The sequence below is a fragment of the Coleofasciculus sp. G2-EDA-02 genome (genome assembly GCF_040226375.1).
Classification (GTDB): domain Bacteria; phylum Cyanobacteriota; class Cyanobacteriia; order Cyanobacteriales; family Coleofasciculaceae; genus Coleofasciculus.
In genome coordinates, this window is sequence record NZ_JAVKEW010000037.1 from 1 (window position 1) to 16,991 (window position 16,991).

The window sequence follows — 16,991 nt, forward strand, 5'->3', positions numbered from 1 at the left end:
ATACTCATTAGCTTCCTTTAGGAGTTTAATCAGTCTTTCTTTCTGCTCTTGAGACAGATGATTTTTAGCTGGCATATCCTGGCGACCGCGCTCTTTACCTTGTCTTTATATTATACAATTAAGCTGCGTAGCAGCTTATCACAAACGTATAAATGAATCGGCTCGTTCCGGTAAAAGATGACGCTTCTAAAGGCTACTTTGAAAAGCCTTCCGCTGCGACGCTCGTCGAACGGCTACTGGCGGATAAGCGCAGCGAACACACTAAAAAAGCCTATGCCAAAGACCTAAAGGATTTCTTTCGGACGACAACCGGACGGGAACCGACAGCGCAGATGGTTACCGCTTTCTTGGGCTTGGAACGGGCTGAGGCAAAAAGCGTTGTTTTGGACTATAAGGCTAAGTTGATCGAACGGGGTTTGTCTGAAGCAACGGTGAATCGCCGCTTATCGGCGCTCCGGGCGCTGGTACGCTATGCCTATGAAGCGGGGCAGTGCGATTGGACGCTTAGTGTCCGGAATGAAAAAGTCAAACCCTACCGAGACACGACAGGAATCAGTCGCGAGGCTTATCGGAAAGTGCTGCTGGTTCCCAATCGGGAAACGCTCAAGGGAAAAAGGGATTTTGCCCTGCTACGATTGTTATGGGACAATGCCTTGCGCCGGGGTGAGATATCTTGTGCTGATATAAAACATTTTGACTCAGAAGCCAGAACCTTGAAAATCTACGGCAAGGGAAAGGGGACGCAAGTAGAAGTTGTGGACTTAAGCCGACCGGCAACGGCTGCCTTACTCGACTGGCTTGTGGAGCGTGGGGAAACGAACCCCGATGCACCGCTATTTGTTGCCCTCGACCGTGCCAATGAAGGGCATCGTTTAACCGGTTCTGCGATCGCGTGGATTGTAAAAGAGACTTGTAGTGCGGCGGGGATAACCAAACCGATGAGTCCGCACCGGATTAGGCACTCCAGCATTACAGCGGCACTGGATGCTACTGATGGGAACGTGCGAAAGGTGCAAAAGCTGAGTCGTCACACCCAATTGGATACGTTAATGATTTACGATGATAACCGCCAGAAGTGGCAGTTGGAGATTACAGACCTGCTAGCTGAGATGGTGTGAAGAGGTTGGACGAGAGCGCAAACTTTGTCAGCCTAGGTGTTGGCTCATCACCAATTCTATACAAGGAACTATCGGTGGAGCGGTTGGTAAGTGCGCTCCAAGTGGCTGTTAGCGATGAAGCTATGCGTTTCCGTGCGATCGCTCTCAGACAGAATAAGCGTTACAGCAGAAGAATGCGGCAAGCTTATCATTTCAGCCGTGGCAATAGAGATGGGGTACACCGACACTTCGGAAATCCGTTATAGGTACTCCTGGGGAAGAAAACGAACACATAGAGGTCAATCAGTATTTAATGTGTGCCAATCTCTCCAACTGTCCTACCAAGGGTCAAGTCACCACTACTCTAAACCCAGGTTTTTAATCACAACTGGGTAGACTTTCCAGGAAACTGGTCACAACAAGCCTCATGACAACACAGATTTCGGCAAAACTCAGGGTAATCGAAACGCTCTTGCCTTATGAACGACACAAGTGAAATCCCTCAAACCAGAACCTCTCGCTCACTATTGGCGGCAGCGATTCAATGTTTTCCTGCCGCACTAGTCATCCTCCGCTTTTTCATGGGACCGTTACTATTACTCAATGCGCTTGATGGCAACACAGATGCCTGGTTCATTGTTGGATTTGTGGCAGCGTTTCTCTCAGATATCTTTGATGGTGTCATCGCACGTCGTCTCGGTGTTAGTACAGCTTCCCTGAGAAGGGCTGATAGTTGGGCGGATGTCTGCCTGTATATTTGCATTGGAATCAGTGCCTTTTTGGTGCATTCTGATGTGGTTATCGCTTTCTCTCATGGGTTGAGTGCGGTAGTGGGCATTCAATTGATTTGGTGGGTCGTGAATTTAGCCAAATACGGTCAACCTGCCAGCTATCATACTTATTCAGCAAAAACCTGGGGAGTCAGTCTGTTTGTTGCCACGATCGCTCTGTTCGGTTTTGGTTATGGAGGATTGACGCTGAATCTTGCGATCGCAGTGGGCATTATTCACACGGTGGAAGAAATTGCGATGACGTTAATCCTTCCTCAGTGGACTCATGATGTATTGAATATCGTTCATGCACTGAGGCTGCGCCAATCTTACTGACAAGCATTTGCCACGTCATTTCCTGACCTGCCCGTAAGGGCACAAGTCCGAATTCAGTAAATGGCACTTCATCGGGAACGCGCCAGGTCGTTCTGCCCAAAGTAATCTGTTCAGTATTGCGCGGGAGTTGATAAAAATCTGGCCCATAGAAGCTGGCGAAAGCTTCAAGTTTATCGAGTGCATCAACGCTCTCAAAAGCTTCTGCGTATAACTCCATCGCGTGCAGAGCCGAATAACAACCCGCGCAGCCACAGGAACTTTCTTTGCCATTGCGAGGATGGGGGGCGCTATCGGTGCCAAGAAAAAACTTAGGATTGCCAGAGGTTGCTGCTTGCAAAAGAGCCAGGCGATGCTCCTCACGTTTCAAAATTGGCAGGCAATAAAAATGGGGGCGAATACCACCTTGAAATAGGATATTGCGGTTAAATAACAAATGTTGTGGCGTAATCGTTGCAGCGATGTTGTTCGCAGACAGGACATACTGCACAGCATCTGAGGTGGTAACGTGCTCAAGCACCACGCGTAGGTTAGGAAATCGCTGCTTGAGGGGGATCAAATGTCGCTCGATAAATACCTTCTCGCGATCGAACATATCAACATCTTGATCGGTCACTTCCCCGTGCAGTAGTAAAGGCATGTCTACCTGCTGCATCACTTCAAAGACGCGATCGCACTTACGAATGTCCGTCACCCCGAAGTCTGAATTGGTCGTTGCACCGACTGGGTAGTACTTTACCGCTTTGACAAACTGGGATTCTTTAGCCCGGATAATTTCTTCGGGGCTGGTGTTGTCGGTGAGGTAGAGCGTCATCAGTGGCTCAAACTGTTTGCCAGCCGGAATCGCTGCGAGGATGCGATCACGATAAGCCGCAGCATCAGCTACCGAGCGTACTGGGGGCTTCAAGTTCGGCATGATGATAGCGCGGGCAAACTGCCGCACCGTATGGGGCAGAACCGCTTTCAGTGCCGCACCATCGCGTAGGTGCAGATGCCAGTCGTCAGGTCGGGTAATCGTAAGCTCTTGCATCTTTTCATCATAAAACATATAGAGCAGGAGCCGAATCAATCTTATGCTGATATGTTCTGTTTGGATAATTGTGTTTTCTACATAAGCAAAGACTACTATAGGTGCAATGCTTTTGCACGAAGAATCGAGGATTATAACATTATAGTGATTACGAATGCATATCCTGTTTTAATGAAAAATAAGTTTGATGACAAATATTTCTCAAACATTATATGTATTGGCTTTATTAACGAAAAATCTATTTCAGATGCTTATGTTGATCTCCATCTTGAATCAGGCACTTGGGGGCAAACCCATCGTGTCACTCAAGGCACGGACAAAAGCAGCTTCATCTTGGGAAAAAGAGCATCCAGGTGTTTTACTCAACAAGCGTATCGAACGAGTCCTCTCGCACGGCAAGCACCTAGTCGGCTTAATTGAAGGTGGTTACTATTTCCATTCCCACCTAATGATGTGGGGAAGTTGGGCAGTTTTAGACAATCCACCCCAAGAAATAGATCGCCGTGAGCGATCGCGTATTGTCGTACTTTGGAACTAAGGTATTTTAGCTCCTTGTATTCTCCTTCTAACAGCGCGTTGTCTAAAAGAAGTGGGGGAGGCGAGGGGTAGATTCTTATTTCTTCGCTTTCCAAGTGCCGCCATAGACATAGAACGGGTTGTTTTGACTTACACTATCCCAGCAACGGCGACAAATAAAGCTCCATTGAGCCGACTCGTCATATTTTACCCGGTAGAGTATCGGCTTCAGTTGCTGGCAAAGCGTACACGGTTTTTGACGCGATCGCACCATCACTCCAATACCCAAACTCCTTGTCAGAACCCATCAGGAACCTTTCTGATTTTGAGAGCGAAAGCGTCCAGAAACGAAGTCGCGTCGTTTGATATGTTTAGTTTTGCGCCCAGTTACGCGCTCGCGCCACATCTTGAAGCTAGACGCTTTCATTTGGAGCCGCATTAGGGCAATGACTTGTTTTTCCTGAAGACCAAACTGTTGTTCAATTGCCTCAAAGGGTGTGCGGTCTTCCCACGCCATCTCAATAATGCGATCGATGGTTTCAGAATCGAGGTCGGGGAGATTCATTGCAGTGGAGTCAGAAATACTGTTAAGTACATACTCATAGCCTAACGTATCGAATTCAGGAATCGTCAACCAACCTTCGGGTGTAACATCATCTTTTTGGGCTATCAGGCGTGCAAACCTATCCTCTCCAGTAGCAGGGTTTACGATTAGGCTTGGAGGCTGCCTCTGTTCCACTAGGAGATACTATATGGACGAGAATGAACAACGGCTGATCAATTCATGGAACAATAATGCTTCGTCTTGGACACGGGTGATTCGTAATCAGCAAATTGAAAGCCGGGTTCTTGTCACAAACTCAGCCATATTGGAAACAGTAATTGAGCTTAACCCGAAAACATTCTTGGATGTGGGATGCGGTGAAGGGTGGTTGTGTCGTGAATTCAATTCCAAGGGAATTGAAGGGTGGGGAGTCGATGCCTCTGCCGAACTCATTGAGGCAGCGCAGCACGAGGGTGATACGAGATTTCTTGTATCTTTATATTCCGACCTGACTTCGCATAGATTCGGTGATACGAGCCATTTTTCTTGCCTGATCTGTAACTTCTCGATTCTTGGACAACGCGATCTTGCTTATATTGCCTCTGCTGGACTGTGCCTGTTAGAAGAACACGGCAAAATCATTATCCAAACACTTCACCCTACAATCGCCTGCGGCGATGCCGCCTATGTTCCGGGATGGCGGGAGACTGCTTGGCAAGGAATTGGAGATGAGACGTTTCATCCTGCTCCCTGGTACTTCCGAACCATTGAATCATGGATAGAGGAGTTCCATGCCCGGAATTACCGATTACTGAAATTACGAGAACCGTGCCATCCAGCAACCAACAAACTTATCTCAATTATTTTTGTCTTTGAGCGACAGTAAGGTCGTTAAAGACTGCGAGCTACTCCCATTAGAGAGTTTTCAATATTAGTCAGGTAGGTATATCTTGCACTCGCCATAATTCTAAGCTCTTATCTTGGAATTGACCGCCGCCATCACTGCATCGCTCATTGAGAAGTTGTAACGGTTTTGGAAAGTAAAATGGCGGCTTCTCAAGGTTTAGTAAGCGCCAATCACCCGTTGTAATATCCTCGTTTTCGGAGCAGTCGGGAAAAGTAGTTGTAAGCAGGTAAGCTATACCACTTATTTTGATATTATTGAGAGTGCGATGGATATCTGCAAAAGAAAAATGCACCAGGCAATCTCGGCACAACAAAAACTCTGCTGTCGGTAGCACATCAACGGTTAAATCTAGTGTTATAAACTGACGATGCTGGCTACCGTACCGTAGTAGCCAGCGATCGCAAGACGACCCGAACTGATAACAACATCCAGGAAATTTTTCCTGGATGTTGGCTCTCCCGTACTTAGAGTGAGAAACCCCCTTAAACTAAACATCACGTAGGTTAGTTACCAGGATCGCGCTTATTTTCGATGCCATCAAGACCAATCGCAATTAGTGCAGCAGGTAGGAGATAAGGATTAGCGGCACCGTCAGCGAGTCGTAACTCGAAGCGACCGGGTTCAGGAATGCGGATCGTATGGGTCCCGCATTTCTCACAAAAGGCGCGAGAATCACAGTCAGTGTGAGAAGAATTGTTATTGCCATATCCAGTTCTTGTCCCTATCAAGAGATTTTAGCGATCGCGCACTCAAGAATTCAAGCCATTCCCAATACGAGTTAAGTTTTTAGCTCTTCTTCCCTCAAATAGAGGGAAGACTGTGATAAAAGCAGCTCTTCGACAAGAGCGTGAGCGCTACTTCTATTCAACGATATTTAATTTTTGCCTTTTTTAGTGCAATTCCAGAGCGCCCCCGCACGGTCATAGAATCGGCACTACAAAATTGCTTTCATGAATAGTTTATTAAAAAGCCGTGCAACCTGGGGTAAGTGTTATCTCAAACAAGTTTATAGTTTTTGTCAATAAATTTATTGAATAGACTTAAATTTCAGCTAACGCTGATAGGGGGTTGAAATCGAGCGGAATAAACCTGATTGCTATGATTCAAACACTTGTTCAATCCAATTTTACCCTAACCTATCAGCAAAACAAAGCTCTGAAACAGCTTGCTGAATTTCTAGAGAGTTCAAAACGGATATTTGGACTATTTGGATATGCCGGGACGGGAAAATCGACCCTCGTCAATCTAGTTGCAGAACAATTAGTAAGTGCTGGAAAAAGAGTTGTATTCACAGCTCCAACTAATAAAGCTGTGGGAGTCCTGCGGCGGATGGCTGCTGAAAAGGGAGTTAGAGGAGTGGACTTTATGACCATCCATCAGCTCCTGGGATTAGCTCCGGTGAAACAGGGACAAAAGAAAATCCTCAAACAAGTTTCTTCTTCGCTGCTCCATATGTACGACACCATCTTTCTAGATGAGTGCAGCATGGTTACAGCCGAACTGTGGAGCATCATTCAAGAAAGAATCACTAGCACTTTGCTTATAGGCAGCAACCGACAACTTATTGTTATGGGTGACCCAGCCCAATTACCGCCTGTGAACGACGAGATCAATGAAAAAAGGTCTCAATCTTTCAACGTACCTGACAAAGCGGTTTTAACAGAGGTAGTCAGGCAAGGAACGGGGAGTCCGTTGTTGGAGTTCGTGACGGCTTGCCGAACAGCGGTCAAAAGTAAAAAGGTATTCAACCCCTTCTCGAAGTTTAGCTCAGATAAGAAGAATGGGGCATTCATAATTAGAGAACAAACTCTGTTAAAATATGCTTTAAAGAAGTTCTCTTCAACCTTTAGCCAAGACCCTGACTGCTTCCGTATACTTTGCTACACTAACGAGCGGGTCGCTTACTGGAACAGCAAGATCCGAGCTAAAATCTACGGGAAAAACGCTCCTAGATTTGTCATTGGAGAAAGACTGATTAGTAAAGCTCCTGTCATTGCTCCCGATGGAAAAACCATTGTCCTACCAACTTCAACAGAAGTTGAAATTGTTGAATTTGAAGAAGATAGATACTCTGGGTACAAAGCTTGGAATCTCAAGGTAAAGACTGATGAGGACGATAACCCAGGGAATCTTCGTCAACTCTATATCCTTCATGAAGATGATGCTCAACGATTCAAGCAAGACAATGCCAGACTTCTACGAAATGCTAAGAGTAATCCCAGCCTTTGGAAGGCATGGTACAACCACTGCGAAATTTTTGCAGATATGCGTAATTGTTGGGCGATTACCGTCCACAATTCTCAGGGTTCTACATTCACAGAAGTTGGAATTGATAGCCCAGATATCTCCAAAAAAGTAGCGAAAAAGCTGCTATACTTAGCTCAACGTCTTCCTAGTAAAAAAGCTCAGTTGATCAAAGAATACCGGGACAGCATTCGAGAATGCAATCAACTTTTTTATGTCAGCTCTAGTCGAGCGAGAAACCGAGTTTTTGTTATTCGCTAATATCCATGTACGCAGGGAATAAAGTCCTTTCCCAATCGTTATTCCCTATTGGTGGGATTGAACCTGAAGAGTTTGTCGTTATGGCGATCGCTCCTTTGTAGGAGAGGCGATCGTACACAAATAAACGGTACTGTATCAAGACATAAAAAACGCCTGTAACTGGTATAATGATTTACCCACCACTTAAATTCCCACGCCAGCCAGTAATCATCTAACTGGCTCCACTGATTCAGACAGGGACGGGGTAGTTCGCGATTGCCTTCGGCACAAGCGAAGCTTATCGCTCTCGATTTCTGACTTGATGGAAGCGTCTGGGGCGAGAACTTTCCAAGCGTACAAGCCAGCCGCACCCCCTCGGCTGCACTAAACCCACTCATCAGCGCTCACTAATAACTGCCTTCTCAGTTTGGATTTTTCTCTTGACTTAGGAGAGTCATCGAGCGCTCGTAATCCAACCCTCAAGGCGATCGCTCGGTAGGTTAATACTCCGAAAATCGCAGGTTGCACCGGGGCGATCGCAGCAATAAGCTACTGTACATTTAACGCGATCGCCTTTAGTGCTGGACGCTTTCCCCAATCGCACAAACTGCACTCAACGCTCCTGCTGCTGATCAGATGGCGGGGGCTGTTTTTGTATCTGCTCATGATGCTCTCTAACAGCTTTTTCCAAAAGGAATGCTGCCAAGCTGCTAATGGAGCGACGTTCCTGGTTGGCCCACTCTTCAAGTAGGTCATAGATTCCATCGGCTAGATAAGTGGCTAAACGTTTAGTCATTGGAGATTTAGAAGTTTCTCGTCTAAGCCGATCATCATTCAAATGTGCTGTATCTAGGCTGTTCAGGGAAAAATGGCTCATATACAGCACGTATCCGTGCTGCTTAAGTGCTAAATTTAAAAAACCGAAAGCCAGCGGCAAAGTTTCCTAGGCTCTCCGCTGGCTTCTGGCTCCCCGATATAAGGAGACTCTAACAATGGTAAAACCTGTGAGCAGCCAGTGCGATGCCACAGGCGGTTCGCTATGCGATGATTGCGCCGCCTACTGTCAAGCTTCTCAACGAGCAATAACAACCCGCTCCTTCAACATTCTTACTTGGGAGCAAAGCGTAGAACCTCTCACCGAGGAGTCAGTCACATGACCAATCCTCGTCCCCTCGGCGAGCGAGAACGTACCCTAATAGAACTCTACGCCAACTGCCGACTAGAACTTGAACCCCGAAGGTTCTATTCCAAATGGGATGTCGATTACCAGATGATCGCCAAGATTTGTTCCCGCTCCCCTTCCACCGTGCGGCGCTGGTTTAGGAGAGGTCAAAATTACCGCGCTCCCACAAGCTGCGATTTGCACCATCTCGCCCTAATGGACTTCCTGCTAGAGCATTTTGAAGAGATTCCTGCTGCACTCTTCAATCTACTCTGCCCTCCCAGTTAAGGAACAGGAAATCAAGAGCTAGAAAACTCATTCACATAACTAAATTTTTGTCAACCTTTTTTAAGTATCCATCGTACCCCTCTAAGCCAATCATCCTCGCTTAGGGTAACTACAACGCACTCATTTTTCTACCCATTGAGTACCAAGACCAATGAAACATACCGAATGGTTGCGCCTCAAAGCTGAAGGCGAAAACATTTGTTCAATTCTCAGACAACAGGGTTATCAATGCATCAAACAAACCCGCCGCCTCTCCTGGAAAATCACGACTGAAGGTTTATGCTACGTTCTCACCTGGCTACCTGCTCCGGTGGGAAATTGGAGCATTCTACCCAACGACCATTCCCCAGCACACAAACAACTCGTGTTAGTTGTGAAAAATGCTCTGACTCAACGAAAAAAAGCTCCGACTTCTCAACCAATCTCCAGTGAAGACCTTCACCGTCCTTGGACAATCGTGCGGATTTTACCCAATGCTCAGTGCCACATAGTGGCGCGTTTCTTCAACCGTCAAGATGCCCATGACCACGAGAGAGTTTTGCAGCGGTTCATAGCAGGGGCGAACTTTGAGATAGTCTTTGACCCTCCAGAGGAAAAAGAACTTGATGACCAAGCCTGACACTTAAGTAGGGGCTGCTGCAGGGAGTCTTGTGGTGGAGAGAGGCAATAGGGAACAGGCAACAGGCAACAGTAAACATGTCCTAACCTGCCTTGGTAAGGCTATACAAGCCATAAATTATCAATAAAGTTTCCATAAAACTGCTTATATTTCCTTTAAAGCAAGTAAATATGGCAACTTTATTGTTTTTTATAGGCAGCTAGCGCTGCCCCAGCCTGACAGCTATTTTAACAAGAGAAGATGCCCACTAAAACCCGCCCTGGTACAACAAAGAGTCGAGTTAAAGAGAACAGCTCCTCCAAAACAAAAACCAAGGCTGATACCCGGTCTGCGAAAACGGAATCTCTAACTGAGGAGAAGCCCAAAATAGAAACAAAATCAAAGCCTTCATCTCAGAGCAACATCGACAGTTCAACTCCTCTTTTATCCACAGGGATACAACTAATCTGCACTCAAGATAATTTAGCAACTCATCTCGATTTAGTCAGCCATGCTGTACCGCGTCAACCCACACATCCCGTGTTAGGAAATGTTCTTTTGGTTGCTTGCTCAAAAAACCAGCAAGTTAAACTTAGCGTTTTTGATATGAACTTAGGTATTCAAACATCATTTGAGGCTAAGGTTAAAGCGTCTGGTGCAATCACTATTCCGGTCGGACTTCTCAGCAATATTGTTGGGAAACTTTCTCCCGGAGATATTACTCTAGTCAACCACACGCCTCTGAATACTGAGGACAATGAAGACAATATCCCAGACAAAGCAGAAGAAAGTCATAACCCAATTGCCACACTAATCGCCACGACTGGGCGCTATCAAGTTCGGGGACTACCAACTGAGGAATTCCCCGCCATTCCTGAAGTCAACCCAACGCAAAGGATTCATATACCCGTTGAAGCCTTAAAAGAAGGGCTTAAAGGAACATTATTTGCTACAACCACAGATGAAACTAAGCGCGTTCTAACAGGTGTTCACTTCAAGATAGACCAAGAGACTATCGAATTTGCCGCTACAGACGGACATCGGTTAGCCGTCATCACTACTTCGCTTCAAGGTGTTAAAAGGAAGAAAGAAGCGGATAGTACAGAGTCTTTAGAGTTTACAGTACCCGCAAAATCGCTTGTCGAACTTGAGCGAATCTTGTCGAGTAGGACATCTGTTGATCCGGTAGAATTATCCTATGAAGAGTCCAAGGCTATTGTGGAGTTTGGCTGGGGAGCGCAAAGGCTTGTGACGCGCTGTTTGGAAGGTGCCTACCCAGCCTACCCAGAGTTACTAAAACAGGACTTTAAACATCAGGTGACGCTGGAAAAAGCCCCTTTAGTTAAGGCTTTAGAACGAATTGCCGTATTGGCAGACAAGAAAGAAAAGACTGTTAACCTTCGTCTAAACAGCGAATATCAACAAGTTTATTTGTCGCTATTCAGGGAGTTTGGAAACGGCAAGGAAGAAATGACTGCCTGCATTAACTCCGACAGCAATATGTCGATTTCATTTAACATCAAATACTTTCTTGAAGGAGTTAAATCCATTTCTAGTTCCGAAATCCAAATGCAGCTCGACCAACGCGACAGCCCTACTATTTTAGTTCCGTTTGGAAACCGAGACAAGCCCCATATCCTAACGGATGCCAAGTACTTGTTAATGCCAATCTTCAAGAAATAATCTGGCTTGTTGAATCGGCACGCACTCCAGAAGCAGCTATATCATCTCCGCTTCTACTAAGTTTTCGTGACTACAAGTAGTCTTATGGCAATGGCTACAAGCCTTGAATCATTGGGTTAGAGTCTTTTGAAGGTGTGAGTTAATCACTAGCCCTCTTTCATGAAAACTTTCCACCCAAATTTTATACACGGTAAACCAATCATGTACGCAGCATTACCTCAAAAATATCGTCCTCGTCTATTCTCAGAATTAGCCGGACAAGACTACCTGGAAAGAACACTTTCTAATGCAGTCAAAGCCAACAAAATAGCTCCAGCTTACCTGTTTGCTGGTGAACGAGGAACTGGCAAAACTTCAACGGCTCGCATTTTTGCTAAATCACTCAACTGCATGGCTACAGACAAACCAACAGTTACGCCGTGCGGGAAATGTCAGTCCTGCCGCTCAATCGAAAAGGGGAGCAGTTTAGACGTTGCTGAAATTGATGCTGCTTCTCATAACGGAGTAGAAGATGCTCGCACCTTAATAGAACGAGCACACTTTGCACCCGCTATGAGTCGCTATCGAATTTTCATTTTGGATGAAGTTCATTGTTTAAGTTTCCAGGCGTTTAACGCTCTGCTAAAGTGCCTCGAAGAACCGCCAGTTAATGTAATTTTCATTCTGTGTACGACAGAGCAACATAAAGTCCTAGCGACAATCAGCAGCAGATGCCAAGTTTTCCATTTTAGAGTACTATCTATTAAGGCAATAGTGAAGCAGCTAACGATGATTGCTGAGAAAGAGTCGATTGCTATTACCAAAGACGCTAAGATAGCAATCGCACGCGCCGCAGAAGGCGGACTCAGGGATGCTTTGCAGTTACTCGACCAGTTAAGCCTATTAGGAGAAGAGATTACTAGTTCCCACGTTCTGGAACTGTCAGGACGGGTATCGGAGTCTGACTTGGTAACAATTTTAAAATCTATCCGCATCGGCGATACCCTAAAGCTGCTGCAATTATCCCGCGAACTGATTGATAGTGGGAAAACGCCAAAAGTGTTGCTGATGTCACTGCTTGCGTGCTATCGAGACTTATTGCTGGTAACAAATGTGCCCGATAGTTCGCACTTACTAGCTAGCGGTATTTCCCACTCGAAGCTGTTTGAAATTGCCGCGACTTGGGATTACAATGCAATTAGCGCTGGTCTCGAACAGCTACGTGCCTCGGAATGGCAACTTAGTAAAAGTGTGCAACCGAGTTTGTGGCTAGAAGTCTGTTTACTGGGGTTGGTACAGGAGACTACAGAGAACACTAATGCCACCAACGGAAATGGAAAGATAGGGTATCGTAATCAGGGTGATTCCTCTAGCCAACATCTAATTTTTGGTTCCTCAAGGTCACGTCAATCTCAAAGAATAGAACAACAGGGTCAACGAACAGTAATTTGGGAAAAAGTGCTATCAAGCACTTCTGAGAAAAATCGTGTTTTGCTCTCCGTCGCTTCTTTAGTGGAATTGAAAGGCAAAAAAGCTGTATTAGCTGTGCCTGCTCAATACCTGGATAAGTTCAATCGGAACGTGGCTAAGCTACAGAAAATGCTTTTTGTAGCGACGAGTGTTAACTATCAAGTGTCTATTCAGGAGAGCAAGTGATGATTAGTCTGCTCGTTGGCGATGACTTTCATGCCATTAACAAAAAGCTCGCCGCTTTTAAAAGAAGTCTTGACCATGCCTGGATAAATTTCAACTACCATCGGTTCAAGTCTTCAGCCTTAGATGAGGCTATTGATTGTGCTTTGACTCCTGCATTGGGGATGAGAAAGGCGAAGTTAGTAGTGGTAGAAGAATGCAACTTTAAACAGTTTACTGAAGAAATGATGCAAATTCTTCAGTTGCTCCCTCAAGTGCCCCAACAAACCCATTTGGTGTTCCTAGCACCAGCAATTGATAAGCGGCTGAAGGTCTCGAAATTTCTGCTCTCCCAAGGGAAACTGTTTGAGTTCGATTTAATACCACCTTGGAGAACTGATTTAATTGCCCAATCGATAAGAACTCAGGGGAGAACGATGGGTTTGTCGCTTGAGAAAAACATTGTCGAGTACCTAGCGGGTGCGATTGGTAATGATTCAGCGCGTGCCGAATCGGAACTCAAAAAACTGGCAAGTTACAGCAATGGCACGAAGCTTAATCTTAAAGAAGTGCGATCGCTCGTTCCTTCAACGACTCAGAACAGTCTTCAGTTAGCTGAGGCTATCCGAGAAAATAATTGTAAACGAGCGGTTAAATTGCTGCAAGGCTTGCTTGAAAAAGAAACGTTTCCGTTAGCAATTTGTGCAACGCTAATTACTCAATTTAGAACTTGGATGTGGGTGAAGGCGGCGCTCGTTGGTGGGGTCAGGCAAGATGCTGAGATTGCTAAAATCTGCGAAATTTCTAATCCTAAACGAGTGTATTTCCTGAAAAGGGAAGTAGCGTCTATACCTCTAAAGTCTCTAACTCAAGCGGTATCCCTGTTACTCGATTTAGAGGCTTCCCTCAAATGTGGACGGAAAGGGGATTCTATGCTAGTTGAAATCCTGGCGATTAATAGACTTTTTGCTGACGATAAAGTTAGTTGAGGTTACATGATGGACAGCAATGGCGCTCTGTGGTACACCAGGAATGTGATTCATTCGCTATTTTGGAAAGAAAAGGGGGCATTAAAGAAGCTCAACTCAAAGCGTTAGAAAAAAACTCCATGTGGCTAAAGTTTGGCGTTAGTGTAAATAAAACTTTGGTTTCTATTGAAGATTTTCCCAAAGGCAAAACCAATCTAACTTGTCTGTACTGTGGCGGAGGACTGACAGCAACGAAGGGCAGAATTAAGGAACATCATTTTGCTCACACAGCAAGTACCTACCGTCCTGTTGCTCATCGGCTGGCTTATCGGAAATTTCCCGCTCTTCCACTCTATGAAAACTTTAATATTCAGTTATCCGGCAAAGAGATGGAAGAGCTAAAAGTATTTTGGAAAAACTACGGAGTGAGGAATGAAGGGATTTTTGTCAAGCCTTCTTTGAGATTAATTTTGTCTAAGCTACTAGCTTGGAACGAACGTGGATTCTATGAATTTACAGATTTGGGTAAAATTCCTGTTGGAGCGCTATCACTAGAACGTTTCCATGAAGTACAGGAGCCATTACTCTTGGAGAAGCTATTGCAACTCCAAGGGGCAGTGGAAGGAGCCAGACTCATAAAGTCTAAGCATTTAGCTGAAGAAATTGCGGATTTGAGGATATATTGCGCTCAATTAAGACGCATTTTAGAAAACAATTTGTACGTTCTGGAAGTCAAAGTACTTTAAATTTGATGATGTTGGTTCGGTGTTGAGCGAGTTGCGTCAGATGAAACCCAAAGCTTTGACTCCGGTAGAGGCAGATATTTTGGCATAAAAACTTGGTTAAATTCCTCCTTCAGGAACTGGACAAATTGCCCAATCAGACGGGGAGGGTTTGGGGAAGAGAGGTTTTATCCTCCCTCTATCCAAGGAGTACTATCGTTGAGGGCTATTATTGGGTCTAGTTGTCACAAGCGATTTACCTGACTCAGACTCAGGGGGAGGATAGTGCTTGATCAGTATTCTCTCTACTTCATTGCTGATTTTGCGATCGCCTTTTTCAGCAGCGAGTTTAATTCGCTCTAGCAAATCCTCATCCAGCGACAGCGTTATCCGTTTCCTTGCCATTCTTATCCCTTGGGAACACCAATCTTATCATACCCGTATGATAAGTATGAAAAGTATGAGGAGTATGCTATCTTGACGGTATTAAAGACAGCCAGCTTTTTGATGGTGGAAGCGACCTGTCGATACAACAGTCCACGCTGCTAAAAGTCCTGAAACGGCGTCCTTACAAGAGCAGTACTGGCTCGACTCGTAAGCAGCCTGATGGGAATGAGTAAGCGAGGAGACAAAGCCCCCATCCCCAAATAAACAACCAGGGCTATCAAAATGAAGGACAACGAAACAAAGTTGCTGGCAGTCAGCGACGAAATTCAGTATGTCAGGCTTGACATACTCAAACCACATCCTCGCAATGAGGAAGTCTATGGCAACTCTGACAGTATTACCGATTTGGTCGAGTCCATCAGACTCAAAGGCTATGTCCAGCCGCTATTGGTTAAAACAGATGGTACGATTATCAGCGGGCATCGACGTTGGCGAACCCTTACTGCGTTGGGATGGGAGAAAGCCCCAGTCAAAGTCTGCCACTTCGAGACAGAAGAAGATGAGCTGTTTGTCTTAGTCGCAGAGAACCGCCACCGCCACCAAACACCCGTGCAGAGAATCCGCGAAGGAATAACAGTGGAACCTATAGCCCGAAAGCTAAGGAATAGCCACGCTGCCCAAAAAGCTTACCGCGTCGCTAACGACTCAGGCGAACTACAGCCGTCCGATAATCAGGGACAGCCAATGGAAAATTTTCCATTGAACACGCTTGACCTGGGTTTGACGGAAAGTAAGATGGAACTGACGGAAAATATCGTCGCGGCGATAGTCGGCTTGGGGTGCGGCAGAAACTACAGGAAAGGGCGTACCGCCGTCAAAGCTGCCGATGACTTGAAAAAAGATTGTCCACAACTGGCTTCGTTGTGGTTAGATATCATCAATGAGCGTAGTATAGACGCTGGATACCAGATTGCCAAGATGCCGGAGGATAAACGGAGGGTTACTCTGGAAGCGATCGCATCGGGAGCAGCGAAGACTCTTAAACAAGCCAAAGCGTTAAGCAAAGCCAATTCGCGGAAATCCTCATCCGCCGAGGGAGTAAAGGACAACAGCAATGGTAGTGAGGGGGTTAGGGATAATAGCGATCGCAATTTGGAAGGTGAAACCAACACGGAAAACGCATCGGGAACAGGCGTATCAACGGACGGTCTAACAACTGAAAAGTGCGTTACTCAGAACAGTGTAGGGTCTTGGGTTGTTGTCAAAATTCCTTTCATTCCTAAAGATAAAATCCCTGAAAGGAAGTGGAACGGGTTTTGGGGCAGAATTACCGAAGTGGGGACGACTATCAAAGTTAATCTGGGGTCAGAGGTCGTTTCACTACTCCAATCGGATATTGAGCTAATAGAGAACCCAACACCGAGTTTTTGTCAAGTCGCTGAGCGGATTTTAAGGCTGCAAAGCTTCGATACGGTGCATGAGTTTGGAAAAGTTATTTTGAATAGGATGCAGCAAGCATTCTCTTGGGATGCAGCAGCGCTGGCTTATTTAGATGCTGTTGAACAGATTGAATTGGCACGCCGAGCCATAGAACGGGCTTTATAGCAATGCTCTGGTATGAACTGTAATCCCTGACAGGTCATGTGTGACAGTTGGAGGGCGATCGCGTCTCAACTGTCACATACAAAAAAAAGTTGGGGATTTTTCCCCAGCCTAGCGGCGCATGAATACTCAAATATCCCCTGGAATTGGGTCGGGTAAGGTTTGAGAGTCACCTCTGTTCCCTCCCCTAAGAACCGGACATGAGACTTTCGCACTCATCCGGCTCAAGCCTTACTTCAAGCAAGTTTAACTTGGTTTTATGTATCTGCCTATGACACGCGCCGTGTAG

Annotated in this window: 21 protein-coding genes and 1 pseudogene; 14 read left to right on the forward strand and 8 right to left on the reverse strand. The window is 45.7% G+C overall.

All coding sequences use genetic code 11. The annotated features are described in order from the left end of the window. Positions 1–152 precede the first annotated feature (152 nt). From RLO19_RS03790 to RLO19_RS03800, 3 genes are all read left to right on the forward strand, one after another. Positions 153–1,118: a tyrosine-type recombinase/integrase gene (locus tag RLO19_RS03790; RefSeq protein ID WP_446353978.1), complete on the forward strand. Its 966-nt coding sequence runs from the start codon at positions 153–155 to the stop codon at positions 1,116–1,118. A gap of 5 nt (positions 1,119–1,123) precedes the next feature. Further along, positions 1,124–1,363, forward strand: coding sequence for a hypothetical protein (locus tag RLO19_RS03795; RefSeq protein WP_446353979.1), 240 nt, complete (start codon positions 1,124–1,126; stop codon positions 1,361–1,363). A 213-nt stretch (positions 1,364–1,576) separates the two neighbouring features. Beyond that, a complete protein-coding gene (locus RLO19_RS03800) occupies positions 1,577–2,203 on the forward strand; it encodes a CDP-alcohol phosphatidyltransferase family protein (RefSeq protein ID WP_446353981.1) in 627 nt (208 codons plus the stop codon). Here the strand turns inward: RLO19_RS03800 and pyrC are convergent. Then, positions 2,100–3,230, reverse strand: coding sequence for a dihydroorotase (pyrC, locus tag RLO19_RS03805; protein WP_446354012.1), 1,131 nt, complete (start codon positions 3,228–3,230; stop codon positions 2,100–2,102). The two genes, RLO19_RS03800 and pyrC, sit on opposite strands and share 104 nt — an antisense overlap. Before the next feature lie 187 nt (positions 3,231–3,417). Here pyrC and RLO19_RS03810 point away from each other — a divergent pair, with 187 nt between their 5' ends. Further along, positions 3,418–3,768, forward strand: coding sequence for a DNA-formamidopyrimidine glycosylase family protein (locus RLO19_RS03810; RefSeq protein WP_446353983.1), 351 nt, complete (start codon positions 3,418–3,420; stop codon positions 3,766–3,768). A gap of 285 nt (positions 3,769–4,053) precedes the next feature. Here RLO19_RS03810 and RLO19_RS03815 read toward each other — a convergent pair whose 3' ends face one another. Next, positions 4,054–4,311, reverse strand: coding sequence for a TIGR03643 family protein (locus RLO19_RS03815; RefSeq protein ID WP_446354014.1), 258 nt, complete (start codon positions 4,309–4,311; stop codon positions 4,054–4,056). A gap of 187 nt (positions 4,312–4,498) precedes the next feature. Between RLO19_RS03815 and RLO19_RS03820 the strand changes: the two genes are divergently transcribed. Next, entirely contained in the window at positions 4,499–5,176 is a 678-nt protein-coding gene (locus RLO19_RS03820; protein WP_446353985.1) for a class I SAM-dependent methyltransferase, read from the forward strand. 375 nt (positions 5,177–5,551) lie between these two features. Here the strand turns inward: RLO19_RS03820 and RLO19_RS03825 are convergent, their stop codons facing one another. Further along, complete coding sequence (locus RLO19_RS03825) at positions 5,552–5,692, reverse strand: hypothetical protein (protein ID WP_446353986.1); 141 nt, start codon at positions 5,690–5,692, stop codon at positions 5,552–5,554. 14 nt (positions 5,693–5,706) lie between these two features. Further along, positions 5,707–5,841, reverse strand: a pseudogene (locus RLO19_RS03830) (type III glutamate--ammonia ligase); the annotation flags it as partial. 454 nt (positions 5,842–6,295) lie between these two features. On the opposite strand from RLO19_RS03830, the gene RLO19_RS03835 reads away from it, so the two are divergent. Next, positions 6,296–7,702 carry an ATP-dependent DNA helicase gene (locus tag RLO19_RS03835; RefSeq protein ID WP_446353988.1) on the forward strand — a complete coding sequence of 469 codons (1,407 nt, stop codon included), beginning with the start codon at positions 6,296–6,298 and terminating at the stop codon, positions 7,700–7,702. Positions 7,703–7,740: 38 nt separating this feature from the next. Here the strand turns inward: RLO19_RS03835 and RLO19_RS03840 are convergent, their stop codons facing one another. The 3 genes from RLO19_RS03840 to RLO19_RS03850 are packed head-to-tail and all read right to left on the reverse strand — an operon-like array spanning position 7,741 to position 8,618. Next, positions 7,741–8,079 (reverse strand): hypothetical protein, encoded by a 339-nt coding sequence (locus tag RLO19_RS03840; RefSeq protein ID WP_446353990.1) that lies wholly within the window; start codon positions 8,077–8,079, stop codon positions 7,741–7,743. Between the two features lie 56 nt (positions 8,080–8,135). After that, positions 8,136–8,294, reverse strand: a complete 159-nt coding sequence (locus RLO19_RS03845) for a hypothetical protein (protein WP_446353992.1) — start codon at positions 8,292–8,294, stop codon at positions 8,136–8,138. Further along, on the reverse strand, positions 8,295–8,618 hold the full coding sequence (locus tag RLO19_RS03850) for a ribbon-helix-helix domain-containing protein (RefSeq protein WP_446353994.1): 324 nt from the start codon (positions 8,616–8,618) through the stop codon (positions 8,295–8,297). A gap of 55 nt (positions 8,619–8,673) precedes the next feature. Between RLO19_RS03850 and RLO19_RS03855 the strand changes: the two genes are divergently transcribed. From RLO19_RS03855 to RLO19_RS03885, 7 genes are all read left to right on the forward strand, one after another. Then, positions 8,674–8,838 (forward strand): hypothetical protein, encoded by a 165-nt coding sequence (locus RLO19_RS03855; protein WP_446353996.1) that lies wholly within the window; start codon positions 8,674–8,676, stop codon positions 8,836–8,838. Beyond that, positions 8,835–9,131: a helix-turn-helix domain-containing protein gene (locus RLO19_RS03860; RefSeq protein WP_446353998.1), complete on the forward strand. Its 297-nt coding sequence runs from the start codon at positions 8,835–8,837 to the stop codon at positions 9,129–9,131. The genes RLO19_RS03855 and RLO19_RS03860 overlap by 4 nt, the downstream gene beginning before the upstream one ends. A gap of 151 nt (positions 9,132–9,282) precedes the next feature. Further along, positions 9,283–9,750 (forward strand): hypothetical protein, encoded by a 468-nt coding sequence (locus RLO19_RS03865; RefSeq protein WP_446354000.1) that lies wholly within the window; start codon positions 9,283–9,285, stop codon positions 9,748–9,750. Positions 9,751–9,990: 240 nt separating this feature from the next. Continuing rightward, positions 9,991–11,412, forward strand: a complete 1,422-nt coding sequence (gene dnaN, locus RLO19_RS03870; RefSeq protein WP_446354002.1) for a DNA polymerase III subunit beta — start codon at positions 9,991–9,993, stop codon at positions 11,410–11,412. A gap of 201 nt (positions 11,413–11,613) precedes the next feature. Next, the gene (gene dnaX, locus RLO19_RS03875; protein WP_446354004.1) at positions 11,614–13,047 is read left to right on the forward strand and encodes a DNA polymerase III subunit gamma/tau; all 1,434 of its coding nucleotides are present in this window, start codon (positions 11,614–11,616) and stop codon (positions 13,045–13,047) included. Beyond that, complete coding sequence (gene holA, locus RLO19_RS03880; RefSeq protein ID WP_446354006.1) at positions 13,047–14,012, forward strand: DNA polymerase III subunit delta; 966 nt, start codon at positions 13,047–13,049, stop codon at positions 14,010–14,012. The genes dnaX and holA overlap by 1 nt, the downstream gene beginning before the upstream one ends. Positions 14,013–14,074: 62 nt before the next feature. Further along, positions 14,075–14,737 (forward strand): hypothetical protein, encoded by a 663-nt coding sequence (locus tag RLO19_RS03885; protein ID WP_446354007.1) that lies wholly within the window; start codon positions 14,075–14,077, stop codon positions 14,735–14,737. Positions 14,738–14,926: 189 nt separating this feature from the next. Here RLO19_RS03885 and RLO19_RS03890 read toward each other — a convergent pair whose 3' ends face one another. Beyond that, complete coding sequence (locus tag RLO19_RS03890; protein ID WP_446354009.1) at positions 14,927–15,118, reverse strand: DUF6364 family protein; 192 nt, start codon at positions 15,116–15,118, stop codon at positions 14,927–14,929. A gap of 264 nt (positions 15,119–15,382) precedes the next feature. Here RLO19_RS03890 and RLO19_RS03895 point away from each other — a divergent pair, with 264 nt between their 5' ends. Further along, positions 15,383–16,705 (forward strand): ParB/RepB/Spo0J family partition protein, encoded by a 1,323-nt coding sequence (locus RLO19_RS03895; protein ID WP_446354011.1) that lies wholly within the window; start codon positions 15,383–15,385, stop codon positions 16,703–16,705. The last annotated feature ends 286 nt before the right edge of the window (positions 16,706–16,991 follow it).

Excerpts from the sequence above, each read along its gene's own strand:
- RLO19_RS03835 (WP_446353988.1), top strand. The coding sequence starts at position 6,296 with ATGATTCAAACACTTGTTCAATCCAATTTTACCCTAACCTATCAGCAA.
- RLO19_RS03825 (WP_446353986.1), bottom strand. The coding sequence starts at position 5,692 with ATGTTTAGTTTAAGGGGGTTTCTCACTCTAAGTACGGGAGAGCCAACA.
- RLO19_RS03810 (WP_446353983.1), top strand. The coding sequence starts at position 3,418 with ATGACAAATATTTCTCAAACATTATATGTATTGGCTTTATTAACGAAA.
- RLO19_RS03890 (WP_446354009.1), bottom strand. The coding sequence starts at position 15,118 with ATGGCAAGGAAACGGATAACGCTGTCGCTGGATGAGGATTTGCTAGAG.
- RLO19_RS03855 (WP_446353996.1), top strand. The coding sequence starts at position 8,674 with ATGGTAAAACCTGTGAGCAGCCAGTGCGATGCCACAGGCGGTTCGCTA.
- RLO19_RS03860 (WP_446353998.1), top strand. The coding sequence starts at position 8,835 with ATGACCAATCCTCGTCCCCTCGGCGAGCGAGAACGTACCCTAATAGAA.
- RLO19_RS03840 (WP_446353990.1), bottom strand. The coding sequence starts at position 8,079 with ATGAGTGGGTTTAGTGCAGCCGAGGGGGTGCGGCTGGCTTGTACGCTT.
- RLO19_RS03865 (WP_446354000.1), top strand. The coding sequence starts at position 9,283 with ATGAAACATACCGAATGGTTGCGCCTCAAAGCTGAAGGCGAAAACATT.
- RLO19_RS03815 (WP_446354014.1), bottom strand. The coding sequence starts at position 4,311 with ATGAATCTCCCCGACCTCGATTCTGAAACCATCGATCGCATTATTGAG.
- dnaN (WP_446354002.1), top strand. The coding sequence starts at position 9,991 with ATGCCCACTAAAACCCGCCCTGGTACAACAAAGAGTCGAGTTAAAGAG.
- dnaX (WP_446354004.1), top strand. The coding sequence starts at position 11,614 with ATGTACGCAGCATTACCTCAAAAATATCGTCCTCGTCTATTCTCAGAA.
- holA (WP_446354006.1), top strand. The coding sequence starts at position 13,047 with ATGATTAGTCTGCTCGTTGGCGATGACTTTCATGCCATTAACAAAAAG.
- RLO19_RS03800 (WP_446353981.1), top strand. The coding sequence starts at position 1,577 with ATGAACGACACAAGTGAAATCCCTCAAACCAGAACCTCTCGCTCACTA.
- pyrC (WP_446354012.1), bottom strand. The coding sequence starts at position 3,230 with ATGCAAGAGCTTACGATTACCCGACCTGACGACTGGCATCTGCACCTA.
- RLO19_RS03820 (WP_446353985.1), top strand. The coding sequence starts at position 4,499 with ATGGACGAGAATGAACAACGGCTGATCAATTCATGGAACAATAATGCT.
- RLO19_RS03790 (WP_446353978.1), top strand. The coding sequence starts at position 153 with ATGAATCGGCTCGTTCCGGTAAAAGATGACGCTTCTAAAGGCTACTTT.
- RLO19_RS03895 (WP_446354011.1), top strand. The coding sequence starts at position 15,383 with ATGAAGGACAACGAAACAAAGTTGCTGGCAGTCAGCGACGAAATTCAG.